This is a genomic window from Acinetobacter brisouii, from assembly GCF_008993995.1.
Classification (GTDB): domain Bacteria; phylum Pseudomonadota; class Gammaproteobacteria; order Pseudomonadales; family Moraxellaceae; genus Acinetobacter; species Acinetobacter brisouii_A.
The window spans coordinates 14835-33289 of the sequence record NZ_BKNN01000032.1; the positions used below are offsets into that span (position 1 = coordinate 14835).

The window sequence follows — 18455 nt, forward strand, 5'->3', positions numbered from 1 at the left end:
AACTATTGGTCTGTATAAGGTGTTGCTGTCGCTGTGGAAGGAGAAACTGTGTTTGAATCTACTGCAACAGGTGTCTGCACCGTTGGTGTTGGATTGGATGGGTCAATATTATCAATTAATGTCACAATTTTGGTCACATCTCCTACACGAGATAATACGCCATTTAAATCAGCAATTTCGCCATTATTTAAACGCCCCATGACATAAAGCACGCCACCTTCAGTATGAACCAAGACCTTACTATCTGAAATAACGGGAGATTTAGCAATTAACCCACGTGTATTTGCTGTCACAGTTGCGTCTTGCATAATTGTGGCATAGCTAATTTGATCGCCTACAGTAATATAATTATGCACGGATTTGACATCGCTCATAGCTCTGACATTGTCCTCAGCAAGCTGTCTCAAATGTGCATCGGGCACCTCACCTGTCAGCAAAACACTGCTATGGAAACTCTTGATATTGACACGTGACTGTCGAAAACGAGAATCTAATTTATAAAGATTAATCAGTGCAGTACGCTCAATTGATTTATCAATTACAATTTGACCTAAAGAACGCGCACCACTTTCGGTTCCCACAGGCGTTGTACCTGTTCCCCCTGAAATAAAACTTGCACAACCTGATAAACTTGCAGCACACAACAATGCCAATACAATACGCTTAGACACTCAGAAAAACTCCTTCGTTGCTATTTTCTTCTATATTTCAATAATCTGCTTCACAATCTCGATACAGCTTAAAGAACTCTCAATCCAAAGTAAATGCACCTTCAATCCAGTCCAAATCATAAGTGAGCTGAGAAAAATCTTGCTGTAGCATTTTTGCAATTTGTTGATGTACTTGGATACAAATCACATCAAAACGACAGGAAAATTGCTGATAAAACTCATGCTGTTGTAAGAAATACATCGCTGTACGAATTAATTTACGCTGTTTGGCTTCAATCACACTTTCAGCAGCACAACCAAAACGATCTGAAGCACGTGCCTTAACTTCAACAAAAATCACTGTATCCTGCTTGACCGCAATCAAATCCAATTCACCATAGCGGCAGCAGTAATTACTTGCCAAGATTTGAAAGCCAGCCATGATGAGATGTGTAGCCGCTTGTTGCTCTGCCCAAATCCCCAAAGCATTACTATTTTTCATACGACATACTCGACTCGACCTAGCACAGTGACTCAGATTGCATGAAAATCAGGTACACTAGACGCTTTAATTGATTGCCTGTTGGAGAATGAAATGAGTGCTCAGTTATTTGTTGTTGCTACCCCAATTGGACACTTAGATGACATGACCTTTCGTGCAATTCAAGTTCTAAAGTCAGTCAGCCTGATTGCTGCTGAAGATACTCGCCAATCGGCACAATTGCTCAAACATTTTAATATTGAGACACCGCTTACTGCCTGTCATGATCATAACGAAGCCAATAAAATTCATCAACTCATTGAAAAACTAAAAAATGGTGAAAATCTTGCGCTGATTAGCGATGCAGGAACGCCACTGATTAGCGATCCAGGTTTTAAATTGGTTCGTGCTGCTCAAGAACACGGTATCCGTGTAACGCCTGTGCCTGGAGCTTGCGCAGCAATTGCAGCGCTTAGTGCAGTGGGTTTACCAAGTGACCGTTTTAGCTTTGAAGGTTTTTTACCCTCTAAGTCTTCACAGCGTTTGATTCAGCTTGAAAAACTCAAAGATGAAACACAGACACTTATTTTTTATGAAGCACCACATCGTATTTTAGAATGCGTTAAAGACATGAGAGATGTATTTGGTGCAGAACGTGCGATTGGGTTTGCTCGCGAAATTACCAAGACTTTTGAAACCATTAAGAAAATGACGCTGGGTGAATTGGTTGAATTTATTGAACGCGATCATAACCAGCAAAAAGGTGAAATTGTACTGGTGATTGGTGGAGCCGCGACTGAAAAAGATTTAAGCCAAGCCAAACTTGATGAATGGCTGAATCGCTTGCTACAAGACGTTTCAGTCAAAGCCGCTGCACAAATTGTGGCTGATCTGACAGGAATGAAAAAGAAAATTGCCTATCAGCGTGCTTTAGAATTAACTCAAGCACAGGAAAACAGGTACATCTAAATCATCAAGACCAATCGAGTTTGATGATACACATAGCACAAGAACATTTGAATTTCTGAGTACAAACTTTCATCTTGCAGCCTCCACCATTGCTGCAATTTATAAAGACCACTCTTTGTACCTGATAAAAAATGGCGAAAATAAGAAGAAACTCCATTGAGATTCTTCTTTTGATATTTATGGAGCAGCAGTGGCTTGCTTGTGCTCTTTAGATTGATGTCGCTCACGCTCTAACCCCATCAGTAAGCCACAACCGAGCGCTGCCGCCAAAACAGCAATCCAATCTTGGAAAGTGACTGTTTCATAAAAAGTATGTATCGTTAGACTCATGGCACATCCATATTATTCTTATTGATAAAATGATTATGATGGATTGCCCAATAAAAAAGCACTAGATCAACTAGTGCTTTTTTTAATTTGCTTTAGTCCTCAGCCGTTTCATCTGGTGGAACTTCTGTGATTTTTCCACCACGCGCAAGGAATGCAGCGATTTCATCTTCTAGTGCTTGGCGTTGCTTTTGTTTCGCCGTTACCGTCAAGGTTTCAGCTTCAGCAAGATCAACATCACTGACATTTTCATCGGCATTACTTGCGCCTTTCTCTGCGGCTTTTGCTTCATCATCATCGACAATAGCATCATCTGCATCGTCGTAATTATTCATTTCATCCATCATGACTAACTCCCCCAATTATGCTCTGCGTAAACTGTCATTGCAGCATTTAACGATTAGGGAGAAATGTATCAATCTATTTTGCAATCGCAAAGAGGGTAAATTAAAAAATTCTCAGTTTTTAGACAAAAAAACATCGGCCAGTCACAAAACTGCATAACGGGTCGATTTTAATGCCCCCAATCCACTGGCTTGCTGCATAAATAAATCTTTTACAAATTCATGTTTTTGAACTTGTTTTAAACCCCAGTTTCTTGCCCAAACCAAAGGTGTTAACTGAGCGCTTTCAAGCCAGCCAATTGCAGACATGCTATGCATCATGGCTTCATTTTGTCCTTTGCGTAAGTGGGCATAACGACGTAGTGTTTGCTCATGTGCCCAGACACTACGGGACAAATCATGAAGGAGTACATCACAGAGTACAGCAGCATCTAAACAGCCAATATTGACCCCTTGCCCTGCCAACGGATGAATCACATGGGCAGCATCGCCGATCAAAGCCAGACCTGCTTTGACATAATGTTCAGCCGAACGTGCTTTGAGTGGAAAACTTGCGCGCGGTGTGACCTCAACGACTTCACCCAACATATGCAAACTGGCTTGATTGAGCAATTGCATAAAGGCTGCATCATCAAGTTTTTGATATTCTTCAGCATAATCATCAGGCAAAGTCCAAACAATCGACTGCCAGTCACCCTGCTCTTCAGGTTTCAGACTGCACATTGGTAAATACGCCAATGGGCCTGTCGGCAAGAAAATCTGACGTGCGACATACTCATGTGGCTGTGTGGTCTTAATCGCACAGCTGATTGCAGCTTGATGGTAATCTAAAATATCCAACCCGATCATGGCTTGGTCACGGACAAATGAATTCGCACCATCTGCCCCAATCACCAGCTTGGCTTGCAACATCTCACCATCTGCCAAAGTGATTTGCCAACCTTGGGGAAGCTGTTGTAGATCTGCCACTCGAACTTGAGTCCGATAATCCTGAATCTGTTGCTGCATTTTTTGCTGAATCGCAAGATTCAAGACACTCGGTTCGACCATTGAGCCGAGCCACTGCTCAGCAATTGGAAAACTTGCGCTGGTCTGACCAAAACTAATTTCGCCATAACCATTTTGATTCCAAACCTGCATACCCGTATAAGGCATATGCCGAGCCAATAATTCCCACACACCAACTTTTTGCAACAAATGCATGGTGGCATGGCTTAGTGCTAAAACACGTGGATTCGGCTCAGCTAAAACTCTGTCTGCATCTAAAATGGGTGCTGCATCAAGGACTGTCGCCTGTACGCCGCCTTGCGCCAAAAGCAAAGCTGTTAAGCCACCCACCAAGCCGCCACCAATAATCACGACATCATATTGACTCATGCTTTTAACCCCATTGCATAACTGGCCACCAAAGGTTTCACCCCTGGAATCACATCAAATGCAATCAGACCTGCATTACGCAAAACTTTCAGTACAGGGTTATTGTTACTAAAACCACGCACAACACTGTCACAGAACTTGATCACGCGTTGCTGATCTTTCAAACGGGATTGCTCATAGGCTTTGAGCATCTCTGCATCACCAATATCGTCGGACACTTCAAGCTGATGGCGGATAAAACGCAACAACACATCGGCATCACGCAGACACAGGTTAAAACCTTGCCCTGCGACAGGATGTAAGGTATGTGCAGCATTGCCCATAATCACCACACGACCCACCGCTTGTTGGTGGGCAAGCACTTGCGATAACGGATAGCAGAAACGCTTGCCTGTTTTCTCAAAACATCCTGCTCGATCACCATAGGTTTGCTGTAAGGCATCAAGGAAATGCTGATCATTTTCCTCACCCAACCACTCATGCTCTGTGCCTTTTTTCACAGGCCAGACTACAGAACGGCGATATTCACCTGGTAAAGGCAATAATGCCAATGGACCTAAAGGACTAAAACGCTCAAAACCGACGTGTTGATGTGGTTTAGAGGTTTGTACCGTGGTGACAATCGCAACCTGATCATAATCATGCTCATCAACACCCACACCGAGCGCCTGACGGCATAACGAATCACGACCATCGGCAGCGATCAGTAACTTTGAAGTGAATTTAAGTTCTTCTTCGCCACGTTTTGCCTGAATCGTGACTTGCTCAGCATTTTGAGTTAATGCAGTCACTTGTATGCCATCAATCAATTCAATCAGAGGCTGCTGACGGACTTGAGTCAGTAAAACTCGTCCAAGCCAAGCATTTTCAATGACCTGTCCGAAGCTCTCGACATTTTCCTGTTCAGCCACCAAACGTGCCTTCCCAAAACTGCCTTGCTCGGTGATATGGACTTGCAGAATAGGCGTCGCATGCTGTTGCAACACATCCCACAAACCAAGCTGCTGATAAATCTGTACACTACGACGTGACAAGGCACTATTTCGCGCATCAAAACTCGAGTGATACGGGATTTCCTGTTGCCCTTCAGCAAATTGAGGATATTGAATCGCCTCAAGTAATTTGACTTCAATCTTGGCCTTAGCCAACATCAATGCCAAACTGAGTCCAACCATACCACCACCAACAATAATCACTTGTTGTTGCATCTTTGAACCCCTATTTAGACAAACGCGCTTCAGCCATTAATTTTTCAATATCTGCGATTTCTTTGACTACATCTGAAGTCAGTACACGTGGACCATGTGTTGTAACCACCACATCATCTTCAATCCGAATGCCGATGCCACGCCATTTTTCATCCACTGTTTCATCATCTGGAGCAATATAAAGCCCAGGTTCAACCGTCACCACCATACCAGCTTCATAGGCACGCCATTCACCTGCAGTTTTATATGCACCCACATCATGCACATCCATACCTAGCCAGTGACCTGTACCATGCATATAAAATTGACGATAAGCTTCGGTTTCTAAAAGCTCATTCAACTCACCTTTGAGTAGACCTAAATCCAGCAAACCTTCGGTTAAAATTTTGGTTGCAACAGCATGTGGCTCACGATATGAATTTCCGACACGTACAGCATCAATTGCAGCATATTGCGATGCCAAAACCACCTCATACAGCGCTTTTTGTTCTGCGGAGAATTTACCATTGACAGGAAATGTTCGAGTAATGTCTGAGGCATAACATTCATATTCACACGCAGCATCAATCAGAACCAAATCACCATCTTTCAGCACTTGATTGTTCTCGACATAGTGCAAAATACAGCCATTCGCGCCACCACCAACAATACTGTTATACGATGGAACACAGCCATTTTGCCCAAAGATATAATTCAGCTCAGCTTCAAGCGCATATTCCATCATGTCAGGATGAACAGCTTGCATGGCACGAGTATGTGCCTTGGCACTAATCTTGGAAGCAATCTGCATCAATTCAATTTCTTGTGTTGATTTAATCAAACGCATTTCATCGACAATTCGATCTAACTGCACGACTTGTGCTGGAGAACCGTGCCCCTGCCGTTGCTGAGCATCGGCTTTTTTCAGCCATTGGCTGACACGGGCATCAAATTCAGTTTGATGACCAATCCGATAATAAAGACGATCTTTATTCACTAATTTTTCAAGAATTTCTTCATCAAGCAGATCAATCGCATAAGCTTCATCTGCATCATAATCATCTATCGCGCCATCAATACCTGCCCGATATCCATTCCAGATTTCAAGCTCACGGTTTCGCTCACGGCAAAACAAGCTATAACTATATTCATCACCCGACTCAAATGTTTCAATCACCGCAACGGCTTCTGGCTCAGCAAATCCTGTCAAATAAAAGAAGCTGCTATCAGCACGAAACTTATAGTCTGCATCACGATTACGATAAGCCACAGGACTCGTTGCAATAATCGCAATACTATTTGCACCCATTTTCTGTGCCAGTTGCGCACGGCGCTGTTGAAAATCAATTTGAGTCAATTTCATGATGTTCTTCTTTATCAATCTAATAAGGTGATGTACACATCATCCAATTAACTTGGACGATGTGGAGTAAACATTTCTACAACAGTACTATTTTTTTGCTGTTTCTTTTGCAGCAATGAACTTTCTGAAACTTCAGTTTTTTTACGTCCAATCGATAAGCTCACAGGAATTAGACGTACAAACTCATACAGCTCCTGATAACTGATTTCACCTTCTTCATCATTGTCCGAATCTTCAAACTCGACCGCAGCGACTTCTTGCAAATGTTCAATCAGTTCCATTTCATCTTGACGCAAGTGTCCAGATGCCAAACCAAAACCGAGAACAACACCCGCACACCAGTCCGCAAGGGCTTGTACACGTTCTTCAAGAACATGGTCATCATCTGGCAGTAAAGGTAAATAGTCGAGTTCATCTTCTGTTAACGCATGCGCTACATCTTCAGCTTCATCTGCTAAAAGTAGCAGTGCATCTTCGTTTAATGTGGGTACATTCAGTGTTTCTAAAATTTGTAACCATTCTTCACGGCTAGGCGGCTGGGTCACACAAACTATACCTGTCAACAGGCCATGTAACTCACTCGGGCTTGAAATTTCTTCGATTGAAGAAAAATTACGTTCCCACTCTGACCAACCAGAAATATCGTCTTGCATTCGTTTATCCAATCTCTATACTTCGTATATATTACCTTTGTTTGCAACACTGTGCGACCACGTTATGTTAGAAGAATTAAAGCGCCTTCAGGCACATATTGCGGTAGTGAAAAACCGTTTAGCGCATTTTGAGCGTGAAAATACTTCTCTGCTTGCCTCGAAACAGCAAAGCGATGAACAACATCATGCACATTTGACGCAGAAAAATAGCATCATTACGCAAAAGCAAGATGAAATTGATACATTGCAAGATAGTTTAGGCAACCTGCAATCTCAATATAAACAACTTAACCAAGATGCAACCACCTTGGCTGATCGTTACAATCGTTTGGAAAAAAGTTGTACCGATCTTAAAAATCGTTTTCAGGAAATTTTGAATGAACGCAATGAATTACGCGTTGTCAAAGAAAAACTGCAAAATGATTCTAAACATGCACAGCAGGAAATTGCGGCATTAAAGCAAGAGCAAGAACGTTTGATTCAAAAAAATGAGCAAGCAAAGTCCAAAGTTGAAGCCATCATTCATCGTCTGTCCGTGCTAGGGACAGAACAAGATCAATACACCCAAGAAATTCAGCAGCTTGCCCATCCTACTGAACAAAATGAGGAAAATTCACATGAGTGAGGCCGTCACTGTCGAGTTACGCATGATTGAGCAGGTTTTTCGCTTAGCTACTACAGTCGAAAAAAAGCCAGATTTAGAAAAAGCGGCTGAACTACTCAATGAAAAATTTCAAGAATTTCGCCGTAATGCACCACGAGTTGAACATAACAAATTGGTCATTATGGTGGCATTAGAATTAATGCAAGAAGTCTTGGCTCTCAACAAATCTCTGCAAGAATATACGCATTGTGAGCGAATTATGAGTAGTTTACTTGCAGAAGTTGAAGAGATGACGAAATAACCGCACAAATCAGCAACACTTGAAAAATAACTTAACAATGCACTCATCGAAGCGATTTGCATCCTGTTTGTTATTGGTTATACTGTGTATAGTCTCTGAGATGTTCGCCAGCGGGTCGAATTCCCCTGAGCCGATACTTTTACTTTAGGATTGCGTTCTGCATATTTAGAGCGTATGCCTACCTTGAGTAGGACACCCAGCAAGTATGCGTCGCGTCCACCTTGAACTTTAGGGTTCAAGGGTAACGACATGCAGCGGCATCTTCGGAGTACTATTTTTACAATAAAAATAACAACCTATAAAATATCGTGTTCAATAAAAATCTCTGAAAATTATAAATACCCCCTTATGTAGCCACCATGTAGCCACTAGAAATATTGATCTGTGTCTTTTATTATCGATACTTATTGCATAAGTACCGTTCAATCATGACCACAAATAAATATAAACTCACCAAAACATTTGTTGAAAGCCTTCCCCTCTCTCCAGACAAACAAATTTTCTACAAAGACTCAGAGCTACAAGGCTTTGCTTTACGTGTGACTAAAAGTAAAAGTTATATCGTTGAAAAGAAGTTACCCGGAGGTAAAACATGCCGTACTACCATCGGACAACATGGTGTATGGACAGTGGCTCAAGCACGCGAGAAAGCACGTGAATATCTGTTAATGATCTCCAAAGGGATTGATCCAAATACTTTAAAACAAGAAGCATCTACCAAGATCAAGCAAGAAACGGCAAGAAACAAACAAATCCCAACATTGAAAGATGCCTATGAGTTTTATAAAGAGAAGAAAGCTTTATCATCTGCATCATTGATTGCCTATGATATTTGTATAAATAACTACTTTCAGGACTGGAATGATTTAAAGCTTACTTCTATTACTAAAAAAATGGTGCAGGAACGCTTTGCAGAATTATCAAAAAATAGTCCTGCTCAAGCAAACCTATCAATTAAGTTTCTTCATGCTCTTTTTAACTATTGTGCGAAGCACTACTTGAATGACAAAGATGAATTTATAGTGACGACTGAAAATCCAGCTAAGATCATTACCCAAAATAATGCATTAAACAGAATTAAGCGCCGTAGAACCTATGTAAGATCAGATCAACATCATGCATGGGTCAATGCAGTCGTAACATCATCTTGGGTAGGTGAACAAAATGATGATTTTCGAGCCTATACCAACCAAGATTTTCTATTGCTGCTTGCTTTAACAGGGTTTAGACGCAATGAAGCTGAGCGCTTAGAGTGGAAAAATATTGATCTGAAATATGGAACGATCACAGTTACTGACACTAAAAATGGTGAAGACCTAACTTTACCTATGGGTGAACTACTTTGGCAGATCATGCAGGAACGTAAAAAAAGAGCTGGCGATCATCTGTATGTATTTACTGATCGGAGTGGTGAATCTCATGTTAGTGACCGAAGAGCTGCAAGATTGAAAGTCGCTCAAGAGTCTGGGATTGCTTTTACATTCCATGACCTACGCCGTACTTTCAGTTCAGTCGCAAATAGTTTAGCCATCGGAAGCTATACGATCAAACGCTTGATTAACCACACGATTGAAGACAATAGTCATGACGTAACCGATGGATATATTCAGGTATCTTTTGATGATTTACGTAAGGCAATGAATTCTATTGAAAACGTACTGATTCCTGAAGATATCAAGCAAATCATCTTAAATCGAGAATATAAAAATAGCGTATAGTCCCGATTTATAAAAAGCACCGTTATCTCAATTTATATTTTTGTTTTGGACTTTTAGGCTTATCTGGAATAGTTCGTTCAATGAAACCTGCTTCAATAGCAGGGTTCAGGTAATTTTGTTGAAATGTTGCACGATGAGATAAACCCAAAAGCTGCATCAACTCTGCCAAAGTATATTCGCCTGCTTCCATTATTGAAATCAGGCTCTTAACTTGATCGGTAACTTGTACGCTAGCTTGATCGGTAACTTGTACGCTAGCTTGAGCGGTAGCTTGATCGTTTTCTGTAGAATTCAGAATTGCATCTAAAATCATTTGCAATATAAATTCAATAAAAGGAGCCGAATTAGCACGGTCTGTACTTGTCTGTAAAGCTTCATAATAGGCTTTTTGATTTTGATAAATCAGGCTTTCTACTGGAATATTGGCAAAGATAGGATTCCATCTGCTGAGTATTAATGTTTGCCAAAGTCGCCCCATACGACCATTCCCATCTGCAAATGGATGTATAAACTCAAATTCATAATGAAACACAGAGCTTTTAATCAATGGATGTTCTTCGCTGTCATTTAGCCAGTTGAGTAAATCAACCATCAAACGGTTAATTTGATTAGCAGGTGGAGCCATATGCACCACTCTATCTCCTGACATTACGCCCACACCACCATGACGATATTGACCGACTTCATCAATCAAGCCTGTCATCAAAATTTGATGTGCTTGTAATAAATCAAATTCTTGGCTTGGCTGCCACTTTTGAAATGTTTCATAAGCTTTAATCGCATTACGCACTTCTTGAACTTCTTTAGGAGGTGCAATGACAGGTTTACCATTCAGAATGGCTGTGATTTGCTCGGTACTCAGCGTATTACCCTCAATTGCAAGTGAGCCTTGAATTGTTCTAATACGATTGGCTTTTCTGAGTTTTAGGCTTTCCTGAATTTCTTCTAAAACAGTCAAACGCCCTATATTCTCACTAATCTGGGCTATCAGATGAATGATTTTTGATGTGATTGTATAAGGCGGTTGGTATTTCATCATTTCTCTATGCCATTCCAGTCTGAAGATATTACAAATGAATATGTTGTTTATGCTAAAAATAATAAAAATTTAAATCTCTAACAATAAGACAATCAAATAATTATACAGCTCCGACTACAACCTTGTAATAAATTACTAAAATGAAATCTTTGTTTGAAGTTTAATTATCAAAATTAATATGCCCTCTCTTTCTATAAGAGTCACAACATATTCTGAGTATCTCTGATAATATTTACAGCATTATTTGTAACTAGCCTATTATTCCAATGAATGCCGTAGAAATTGAAGCAGCCGTATCCGAACTTGCAGAAAAGCCATTTGATGCTCAAGAGTTTGCTTATGACTTTTTAAGAGCTTTTGGCAATAAAGAAACAACTATCAAACAATTAAAAACTGGTGTAAGTAATAAATCAGATATTTCTAATGGTGTTCTACAACGCAGTCATATTCATATTGCAGTATGTGACCAATACAAGGTATCTGAAACATTAACGGTTTTACGAGAAAGTAAAGCTACAGAGAAGGCAAAAGCCAAATTCATTCTGGCTACTGATGGCCTTAGTTTACAAGCTGAAGACCTTATTTCTGGTGAAACTATTAGTTCTGAGTTTTCTAAGTTTGCAGAACACTTCGGGTTTTTCTTACCATTGGCAGGTATATCAACTATTCGGGAAATTAAAGATAACCCGATTGATGTACGTGCAACGGGACGTTTAAATAAACTCTACATCGAATTATTAAAAGAAAATCCAGATTGGGCGACTGAAGAATGTCGCCAAGACATGAACCATTTCATGGCACGTTTAATCTTTTGCTTCTTCGCAGAAGACACTGAAATATTTAAACCTAATGGAATTTTTACTCAGACCATAGAACAAATGTCCGAACGTGACTCAAGCAATACACATGAAGTCATTAGTACCTTATTTCATGCGATGAATGTAGACCATTCAGAGCGTGATACGACCAAACTTCCTGTGTGGGCAAAAAGATTCCCTTATGTAAATGGTGGCTTATTCTCGGGTAGTACTGAGGTGCCTAAATTTTCTAAGATAGCTCGTACTTACTTGTTGCATGCTGGCGAATTAAACTGGCAAAAAATTAATCCAGATATTTTTGGTTCAATGATTCAAGCGGTTACTAATGATGATGAACGCGGTTCATTGGGGATGCACTATACCAGTGTGCCAAACATCTTAAAGGTACTAAATCCTCTATTCTTGGATGATTTAAACGAACAATTAGAAGCGTCCAAAGAAAGTCCTTTAAAGCTGCTCAATTTACGTAAGCGTATTGCACGTATTCGTGTGTTTGATCCTGCATGTGGTTCAGGAAATTTCCTTGTCATTGCCTATAAAGAGTTACGTAAAATTGAGGCTCAAATTAATGAGCTTCGTAATGAAGAAGGACGTGCAACAGACATTCCACTGACGAATTTCCGTGGTATTGAGATCAATAGCTTTCCAGCTGAGATTGCTCGTTTAGCATTGGTGATTGCTGAGTATCAGTCGAATGTTCAGTACTGTGGTCAGATTGAAGCTTTACAAACAGTATTGCCACTTTCTAAAGAGAATTGGATTATTTGTGGAAATTCAATTCGTTTAGATTGGTTGAGTGTATGTCCACCGACAGGTAGTGCTGTTAAATTAGTTGCTGATGATTTTTTTGCATCGCCACTTGATCAAGTAGAAATTGATTTTGAAAATGAAGGGGGGGAAATTTATATTTGCGGTAATCCGCCTTTTGCAGGTCAGAAAAAAAAGAATGATGCGCAAAGAGAAGATATGAAATTCTATATGTCTAAATACATGAGTAGTTTTGGGGAGCTAGATTATGTGACAGCTTTTTATTTGAAAGCTGCTGAATATTGCAAATATACACAAGCTTCAGCGGCTCTAGTGTCAACAAATTCAGTTGTGCAAGGAAGACATGTACCAACTTTTTGGCCGATTGTTTTTGACTTAGGGTGTGAAATTAGTTTCGCGTATACATCTTTTCCGTGGTCGAATAATGCAGCGAATAATGCTTCGGTGTATTGTGTTATTATTGGGTTGAGACAAGTTAATAATAAGAAAAAATATATATTTACTTTGAATGAGAAAACTGAAGCAAATAAAATAAATGGGTATTTGATTGATTTTGATAATGTAATTGTTGAAAAGAGAAAAAAACCACTTTCAATGGATTTACAAGTGATGCGTTCGGGTAATATGCCTTTAGATGGTGGGAATTTATTTATTTCAAATAATGAAGTTGAATATTTAAAGGCTAATGTGCCTGAGGCAATGAAGTTTGTTAAAAGAGTTGTTGGAGCTAAGGAAATTAATCAAGGGCTAATACGTTATTGTTTATGGATTGAAGATAATGATTTAGATGCGGCTATAAATATTGGTCTGATAAAGGAAAAAATTGAACTTTGTAAAGAGTTTAGAAAGACATCGAGTGCACCTAAACTTGCAGAAACTCCACATGCTTTCAGGGATAGACATACCCAAAGTCATTCAGCAATAATTCTACCGAATTTATCATCTGAAAAGCGACAACGTCGAATACCTATATTAGTAAAAGACAATGTGATTCCAACTAATTTAGCGTTAGCTATTTACGACGGAGAAATTTTTCAAATAGCTATTTTAGCAAGTCGCTTACATCATCTATGGGTTGAGGCGGTATGTGGTAAATTAAAACAAGATTATAGATATTCAAATGATCTTGGTTGGCATACATTCCCACTACCTAAGTTAACATCAAATCAGAAGGTTGAGTTAGCAACTTTATCTGAAGAGTTACTCCTTGCTATTGAATCAGAATATCCATCTACATTGAATGATATTTATAACAATGGTATGACTTTAGAGAACCTTCCAAATCACATCTTTGATATACATAAGCAAATTGATGATTATTTAGAACGAATTTATATTGGACGTCGTTTTAAAAATGACACAGAACGCTTAGAAAAACTATTTTCAATGTATACAGAAATGACTGCAAAACAAGCTGGGAAGAAAAAAGCATGACAACTTCAGAAAATCCAACAAATAAACGAACTGTTCCTGCTGTTTCGATCAAAACAGCTTGTACAGGAGCATCAAACAAAGCCAATGAACTAGGCATGCGCCCAATGCAGGAACGTGCTTATGATAAACGTGGTGAACAATACCTACTAATTAAATCACCACCAGCGTCAGGTAAATCACGAGCATTGATGTTTATTGCTTTAGATAAATTAGCCAATCAAGGGATTCAGCAAGCACTTATTGTGGTGCCTGAGCGTTCTATTGGCAGTAGCTTTGCAGATGAAGAATTAACTAAACATGGCTTCTGGGCTGATTGGAAAGTACAACCGCATTGGAACCTATGTAATGCTCCAAATGCTGACGATGAAAAAGTTGCAAAGTCAAAAGTAAAAGCAGTAGGTGAATTCTTAGCAGGTGAAGACAAAGTATTGGTGTGTACGCATGCAACATTCCGCTTTGCAGTAGAAGAACTTGGTGTTGAAGCATTTGATAATCGACTGATTGCAATTGATGAATTTCATCATGTAAGCAGCAACCCTGATAATAAATTGGGTAATCAATTAAGCCAGTTTATTGAGCGTGATAAAGCTCATATTGTAGCAATGACAGGTTCATATTTCCGTGGAGATTCGGAGGCCGTACTCTCCCCAACTGATGAAAATAAATTTGAGACTGTTACCTACACCTATTATGAGCAATTGAATGGTTATAGCTATTTAAAAGCACTGGATATTGGTTATTTCTTCTATACAGGAAAATATACCGATGCTGTAATGAAAGTATTAGATCCTAGCCTAAAAACGATTATCCATATCCCCAACGTAAATTCTCGAGAAAGTCCTCCTGAAGACAAATATAAACAAGTTCAAAATATTATGGATATACTTGGTTCATGGAAAGGGATAGATGAACAAACTGGATTTCATTTAATAGAAATTACAACAGAAACTGGTACTAAGAAAATTCTCAAGGTTGCTGATTTAGTTGATGATAGTGATGCAGCTCAGCGCTCCAAAGTGTTAACAGCCCTAAAAGATCCTAAGCAACGTTTTAATCGTGACCATGTTGATATCATTATTGCCTTAGGTATGGCCAAAGAAGGGTTTGATTGGATTTGGTGTGAACATGCTTTAACGATTGGCTATCGTAGTAGCTTAACTGAAATTGTACAGATTATTGGTCGTGCAACTCGGGATGCCGAAGGTAAACATCGTGCCAAATTTACCAATATGATTGCTGAACCAGATGCCTCAGATAAGCTAGTAGTTGAGGCTGTCAATGACATGCTAAAAGCAATTGCAGCAAGCCTATTAATGGAACAAGTGCTCTCTCCTCGTTTTGAGTTTACACCTAAAGATCAAGGTGCTTTAGATGGCTTTGATTATGGTGAAGATGGTTACCAAAAAGGAAAAAAGAATATAGGTATTAATGATAAAACTGGACAAGTCCATGTTGAAATCAATGGTCTTAAAAGACCTGAGTCTGAAGAAGCAAATCGAATCTGTAAGGAGGATTTGAATGAGATCATCACAGCCTTTGTACAGAATAAATCAGCAATCGAACGAGGCTTATTCGACCAAGAAAATATTGTTCCAGAAGAGCTAACACAATTAGCGTTGGGTAAAATTGTTCAGGAAAAATACCCAGAGCTAGAAGCTGAAGATCAAGAAGCAGTTCGTCAACATGCTATAGCAGCTTTTAACCTAATTCAACAAGCGAAAAAAGAACTTAAACAAGCACAGGAAACGCTTGGTGGAACTACGCCCCAACCTACAGATTCAGATAACAAACCTGAATCAAATTTAGCCTTTATCCAAGGCGTAAAGAGGTTTATAAACGTAAGAGATCTTGATATTGATTTGATTGATCACATCAATCCATTTGAATCAGCATATGCCGTACTTTCAAAAGCAATGGATGAGGCTACACTGCGTCAAGTCCAAGCTCACATTTCTGCTAAACGTATCAATCTAAGCCCTGAAGAGGCTAAAGACTTAGCAATTCGTGCAGTGCAATTTAAAAAAGAACGTGGTCGTTTACCAGATATAAATTCTCAAGATGCTTGGGAAAAACGTATGGCTGAAGGAGTTGCTGCGTTTGCTCGATTTAAGGCACAAGAAAAAGCAAAAGCAGGTTCTTAATACGGAGAGTGAGTGATGGAGCAACTTACAGATGATCAAATTCTAGATGAACTCGAAATTCAACTTGAGTTAAAATCGCCAAAGTTTTTAACGCCTTTAGAGGCGCGATTGATTTCTGGATTTGAAGAAATTAATCATTTCTTTGAAAATCATCGAAGGGTTCCATCACATCATGCTGATGCAGATATTTTTGAAAAATTATGCGCATCTCGATTAGATAAAATAAAACAGAGCTCTGGCATGAAGTCTGTTGTTTTATTTTTAGATAAATTCAATCTCTTAGGTTAAACAAGGTAAATTTATGGCTGATTTTTCTGATGACGAATTATTGTCGGAGTTGGGCATTGACTTAGCACCGATTAAGTCAGTGACATATACAGCTAAAGAAGAACGTTTAATCTCTGGCTTTGAAGAAATTATTCAATTCTACGAAAAAAATCAAAGAGTTCCATCGAACTCAGTTGATACTGATATTTTTGAACGAATTTATGCTGTAAGACTTGAGCAGTTGAAAAAACAACCTGATGCCTTATCTGTTTTAGCTGATTTTGATTCATATAGTTTATTGAGTAGCCCAAACTCAGAACTATCTACTATGTCAGAATTAGCGGATGATGACTTACTTTCTGAATTAGGAATTGAGGTTGAAAGTGCAGATAATATTCTGTTACTACAACATGTTAGATCACAAAAAGAACGTGAAGCAAATGAACTAACAGCGACTCGAAAAGCATGTGCAGACTTTGATGTATTCAAAGGGATATTTGATCAAATCTCCAAAGAGCTAGAAGATGGACTAAGAATCACAAAACCATTTGGTAAAGATGCAAGTATCGAATTACATGATTGGTTTATTGTAGATGGACAAATTGTCTACGTTGCAGAAATAGGTGAATATTTTAAGGCATCAAATGGAGAAAATGATGCACGGTTAAGAGCAATCTATTCAAATGGGACTGAAAGTAATTTGTTAATGCGGTCATTAAAAAAAGCTTTGAATACAGACAAAGTAGGTCGGCGTATTTTGGTTGCAAAAAACACTGGCCCCCTGTTCGGCTCAACTAATTTATCAGAACAAGAGACTGATATTGAAGTTAAAAGTGGTTCTATATATGTATTACGAAGTCTGTCTGACCATGAATTTATCAAACAGAATAGACAAGTCTTACATAAAATTGGAGTAACCACAGGCAAAGTAAATAAACGTATTACGAACGCTAATAAAGATGCAACATACCTTTTGGCTGATGTTGAATTAATAGCAACCTACTCGCTTCCTGAAAATATTGTACCTCAGAAATTAGAAAAGCTTATTCATAAAGCCTTACAATCAGCACAACTCGATATTGTCATTGAAGATAGATTGGGAAATCCTATCAAACCCCAAGAGTGGTTTTTGGTTCCAATAAATATTATTGATGAAATAATTTCCAGAATTAAAGATGGCACTATAGATAATTACGTTTATGACTTATCAACAGGAATATTAAAAAAATTATAATTATTTTAACAAAGTAGGCTACTAGTAACCTAGAATACTGGTAGCTGTACAGAATACTTTGTGACTATTAACCAAAGTTTTAGGCATATTTTTGAAATATTAGCCCCGATGAATATCTGATTCTTTTTTAACCTTATACTACAAAAAAATAAGCGAGCAGTAAGCTCCCATCTAAGTTAGCAAACCGCTAACTTAGATTCAATCCATTGATTGATTTCCAATGCAGACCAGCCAACACGTCCAACTGTTAGATGTAAGCGTCCGCTGAATCCCATACCAATTTTTAATTCAATTTAGGTTTCCAGCAGTGTGGCAGTAACTCTTCAATCTGGGTCACTTTATGTGTCGGCAGCCTTTTCAGCACATCACTTAAATAGGCATACGGATCCAAGCCATTCAGCTTTGCTGACTGGATTAAAGTCATGATGTTTGCCGCTCGCTGACCACTGCGCAGCGAACCTGCAAACAGCCAGTTCTTGCGCCCCAACGCCCAGGGACGCATCTGATTCTCTACCCAATTGTTGCATATCGGTAGATTGCCATCATCCAGATAGCGGCTTAAAGCTGGCCAACGCTTCAGAGTGTAATTGATGGCCTTGGCGGTTGGAGAACTCGATGGCACCGTCAGTTGATGCTGGTTGAGCCATTCATACAGTTGTTGCATCACCGGTTGACTATGCTGTTGTCGGTATTCGCGGCGCTGTTCTGCTGTACCATCGGTCTTTCTCCTGAGTTCTGCTTCTATGGCATACAGTTTCTGAATCAGCACTAAGGCCTGTT

The 18455-nt window shown here is 39.3% G+C and carries 18 protein-coding genes, 1 other RNA gene and 1 pseudogene; 9 read left to right on the forward strand and 11 right to left on the reverse strand.

Annotated features, from left to right (window positions below; translation table 11 throughout):
* Nucleotides 1-2 precede the first annotated feature (2 nt).
* Nucleotides 3-671 (reverse strand): BON domain-containing protein, encoded by a 669-nt coding sequence (locus GBN19_RS09130; protein ID WP_151777921.1) that lies wholly within the window; start codon nt 669-671, stop codon nt 3-5.
* 79 nt (nt 672-750) lie between these two features.
* On the reverse strand, nt 751-1152 hold the full coding sequence (locus GBN19_RS09135) for a YraN family protein (RefSeq protein ID WP_151708757.1): 402 nt from the start codon (nt 1150-1152) through the stop codon (nt 751-753).
* 93 nt (nt 1153-1245) lie between these two features.
* Here GBN19_RS09135 and rsmI point away from each other — a divergent pair, with 93 nt between their 5' ends.
* Nucleotides 1246-2100 carry a 16S rRNA (cytidine(1402)-2'-O)-methyltransferase gene (rsmI, locus tag GBN19_RS09140; protein WP_151777922.1) on the forward strand — a complete coding sequence of 285 codons (855 nt, stop codon included), beginning with the start codon at nt 1246-1248 and terminating at the stop codon, nt 2098-2100.
* Nucleotides 2101-2277: 177 nt separating this feature from the next.
* On the opposite strand, the gene GBN19_RS09145 is transcribed toward rsmI, so the two are convergent.
* From GBN19_RS09145 to GBN19_RS09170, 6 genes are all read right to left on the reverse strand, one after another.
* Complete coding sequence (locus tag GBN19_RS09145; RefSeq protein WP_228271243.1) at nt 2278-2430, reverse strand: MgtC/SapB family protein; 153 nt, start codon at nt 2428-2430, stop codon at nt 2278-2280.
* A gap of 92 nt (nt 2431-2522) precedes the next feature.
* Nucleotides 2523-2771, reverse strand: coding sequence for a hypothetical protein (locus GBN19_RS09150; protein ID WP_151777933.1), 249 nt, complete (start codon nt 2769-2771; stop codon nt 2523-2525).
* A gap of 144 nt (nt 2772-2915) precedes the next feature.
* On the reverse strand, nt 2916-4148 hold the full coding sequence (locus tag GBN19_RS09155) for an FAD-dependent monooxygenase (protein ID WP_151777923.1): 1233 nt from the start codon (nt 4146-4148) through the stop codon (nt 2916-2918).
* Nucleotides 4145-5356, reverse strand: a complete 1212-nt coding sequence (gene ubiH, locus GBN19_RS09160; RefSeq protein WP_151777924.1) for a 2-octaprenyl-6-methoxyphenyl hydroxylase — start codon at nt 5354-5356, stop codon at nt 4145-4147. The genes GBN19_RS09155 and ubiH overlap by 4 nt, the downstream gene beginning before the upstream one ends.
* 10 nt (nt 5357-5366) lie before the next feature.
* Entirely contained in the window at nt 5367-6698 is a 1332-nt protein-coding gene (gene pepP, locus GBN19_RS09165; protein WP_151777925.1) for a Xaa-Pro aminopeptidase, read from the reverse strand.
* 47 nt (nt 6699-6745) lie between these two features.
* Nucleotides 6746-7351 (reverse strand): UPF0149 family protein, encoded by a 606-nt coding sequence (locus GBN19_RS09170; protein WP_151708751.1) that lies wholly within the window; start codon nt 7349-7351, stop codon nt 6746-6748.
* Between the two features lie 64 nt (nt 7352-7415).
* Between GBN19_RS09170 and GBN19_RS09175 the strand changes: the two genes are divergently transcribed.
* The 4 genes from GBN19_RS09175 to GBN19_RS09190 all read left to right on the forward strand — a co-directional run bounded on the left by GBN19_RS09175 (nt 7416) and on the right by GBN19_RS09190 (nt 9974).
* A complete protein-coding gene (locus tag GBN19_RS09175; RefSeq protein ID WP_151777926.1) occupies nt 7416-7976 on the forward strand; it encodes a hypothetical protein in 561 nt (186 codons plus the stop codon).
* Nucleotides 7969-8256, forward strand: coding sequence for a cell division protein ZapA (zapA, locus tag GBN19_RS09180; RefSeq protein ID WP_151708749.1), 288 nt, complete (start codon nt 7969-7971; stop codon nt 8254-8256). The genes GBN19_RS09175 and zapA overlap by 8 nt, the downstream gene beginning before the upstream one ends.
* Before the next feature lie 89 nt (nt 8257-8345).
* Nucleotides 8346-8530, forward strand: a non-coding RNA gene (gene ssrS, locus GBN19_RS09185) — 6S RNA.
* Between the two features lie 154 nt (nt 8531-8684).
* Nucleotides 8685-9974, forward strand: a complete 1290-nt coding sequence (locus GBN19_RS09190) for a tyrosine-type recombinase/integrase (RefSeq protein WP_151777927.1) — start codon at nt 8685-8687, stop codon at nt 9972-9974.
* A 22-nt stretch (nt 9975-9996) separates the two neighbouring features.
* On the opposite strand, the gene GBN19_RS09195 is transcribed toward GBN19_RS09190, so the two are convergent.
* The gene (locus GBN19_RS09195) at nt 9997-11010 is read right to left on the reverse strand and encodes a Fic family protein (protein ID WP_151777934.1); all 1014 of its coding nucleotides are present in this window, start codon (nt 11008-11010) and stop codon (nt 9997-9999) included.
* 269 nt (nt 11011-11279) lie between these two features.
* Between GBN19_RS09195 and GBN19_RS09200 the strand changes: the two genes are divergently transcribed.
* The 4 genes from GBN19_RS09200 to GBN19_RS09215 are packed head-to-tail and all read left to right on the forward strand — an operon-like array spanning nt 11280 to nt 17675.
* Nucleotides 11280-14033 (forward strand): class I SAM-dependent DNA methyltransferase, encoded by a 2754-nt coding sequence (locus GBN19_RS09200; protein WP_151777928.1) that lies wholly within the window; start codon nt 11280-11282, stop codon nt 14031-14033.
* Nucleotides 14030-16174: a DEAD/DEAH box helicase gene (locus tag GBN19_RS09205; protein ID WP_151777929.1), complete on the forward strand. Its 2145-nt coding sequence runs from the start codon at nt 14030-14032 to the stop codon at nt 16172-16174. The genes GBN19_RS09200 and GBN19_RS09205 overlap by 4 nt, the downstream gene beginning before the upstream one ends.
* Before the next feature lie 15 nt (nt 16175-16189).
* On the forward strand, nt 16190-16462 hold the full coding sequence (locus tag GBN19_RS09210) for a hypothetical protein (RefSeq protein ID WP_151777930.1): 273 nt from the start codon (nt 16190-16192) through the stop codon (nt 16460-16462).
* Nucleotides 16463-16475: 13 nt separating this feature from the next.
* Nucleotides 16476-17675: a GIY-YIG nuclease family protein gene (locus tag GBN19_RS09215; RefSeq protein WP_151777931.1), complete on the forward strand. Its 1200-nt coding sequence runs from the start codon at nt 16476-16478 to the stop codon at nt 17673-17675.
* Between the two features lie 176 nt (nt 17676-17851).
* Here the strand turns inward: GBN19_RS09215 and GBN19_RS16360 are convergent.
* A pseudogene (locus GBN19_RS16360) lies at nt 17852-17929 on the reverse strand (AlpA family transcriptional regulator); the annotation flags it as partial.
* A 29-nt stretch (nt 17930-17958) separates the two neighbouring features.
* The coding region (locus tag GBN19_RS09225) for an IS66 family transposase (RefSeq protein ID WP_151777932.1) at nt 17959-18455 on the reverse strand (497 nt) is incomplete at its 5' end.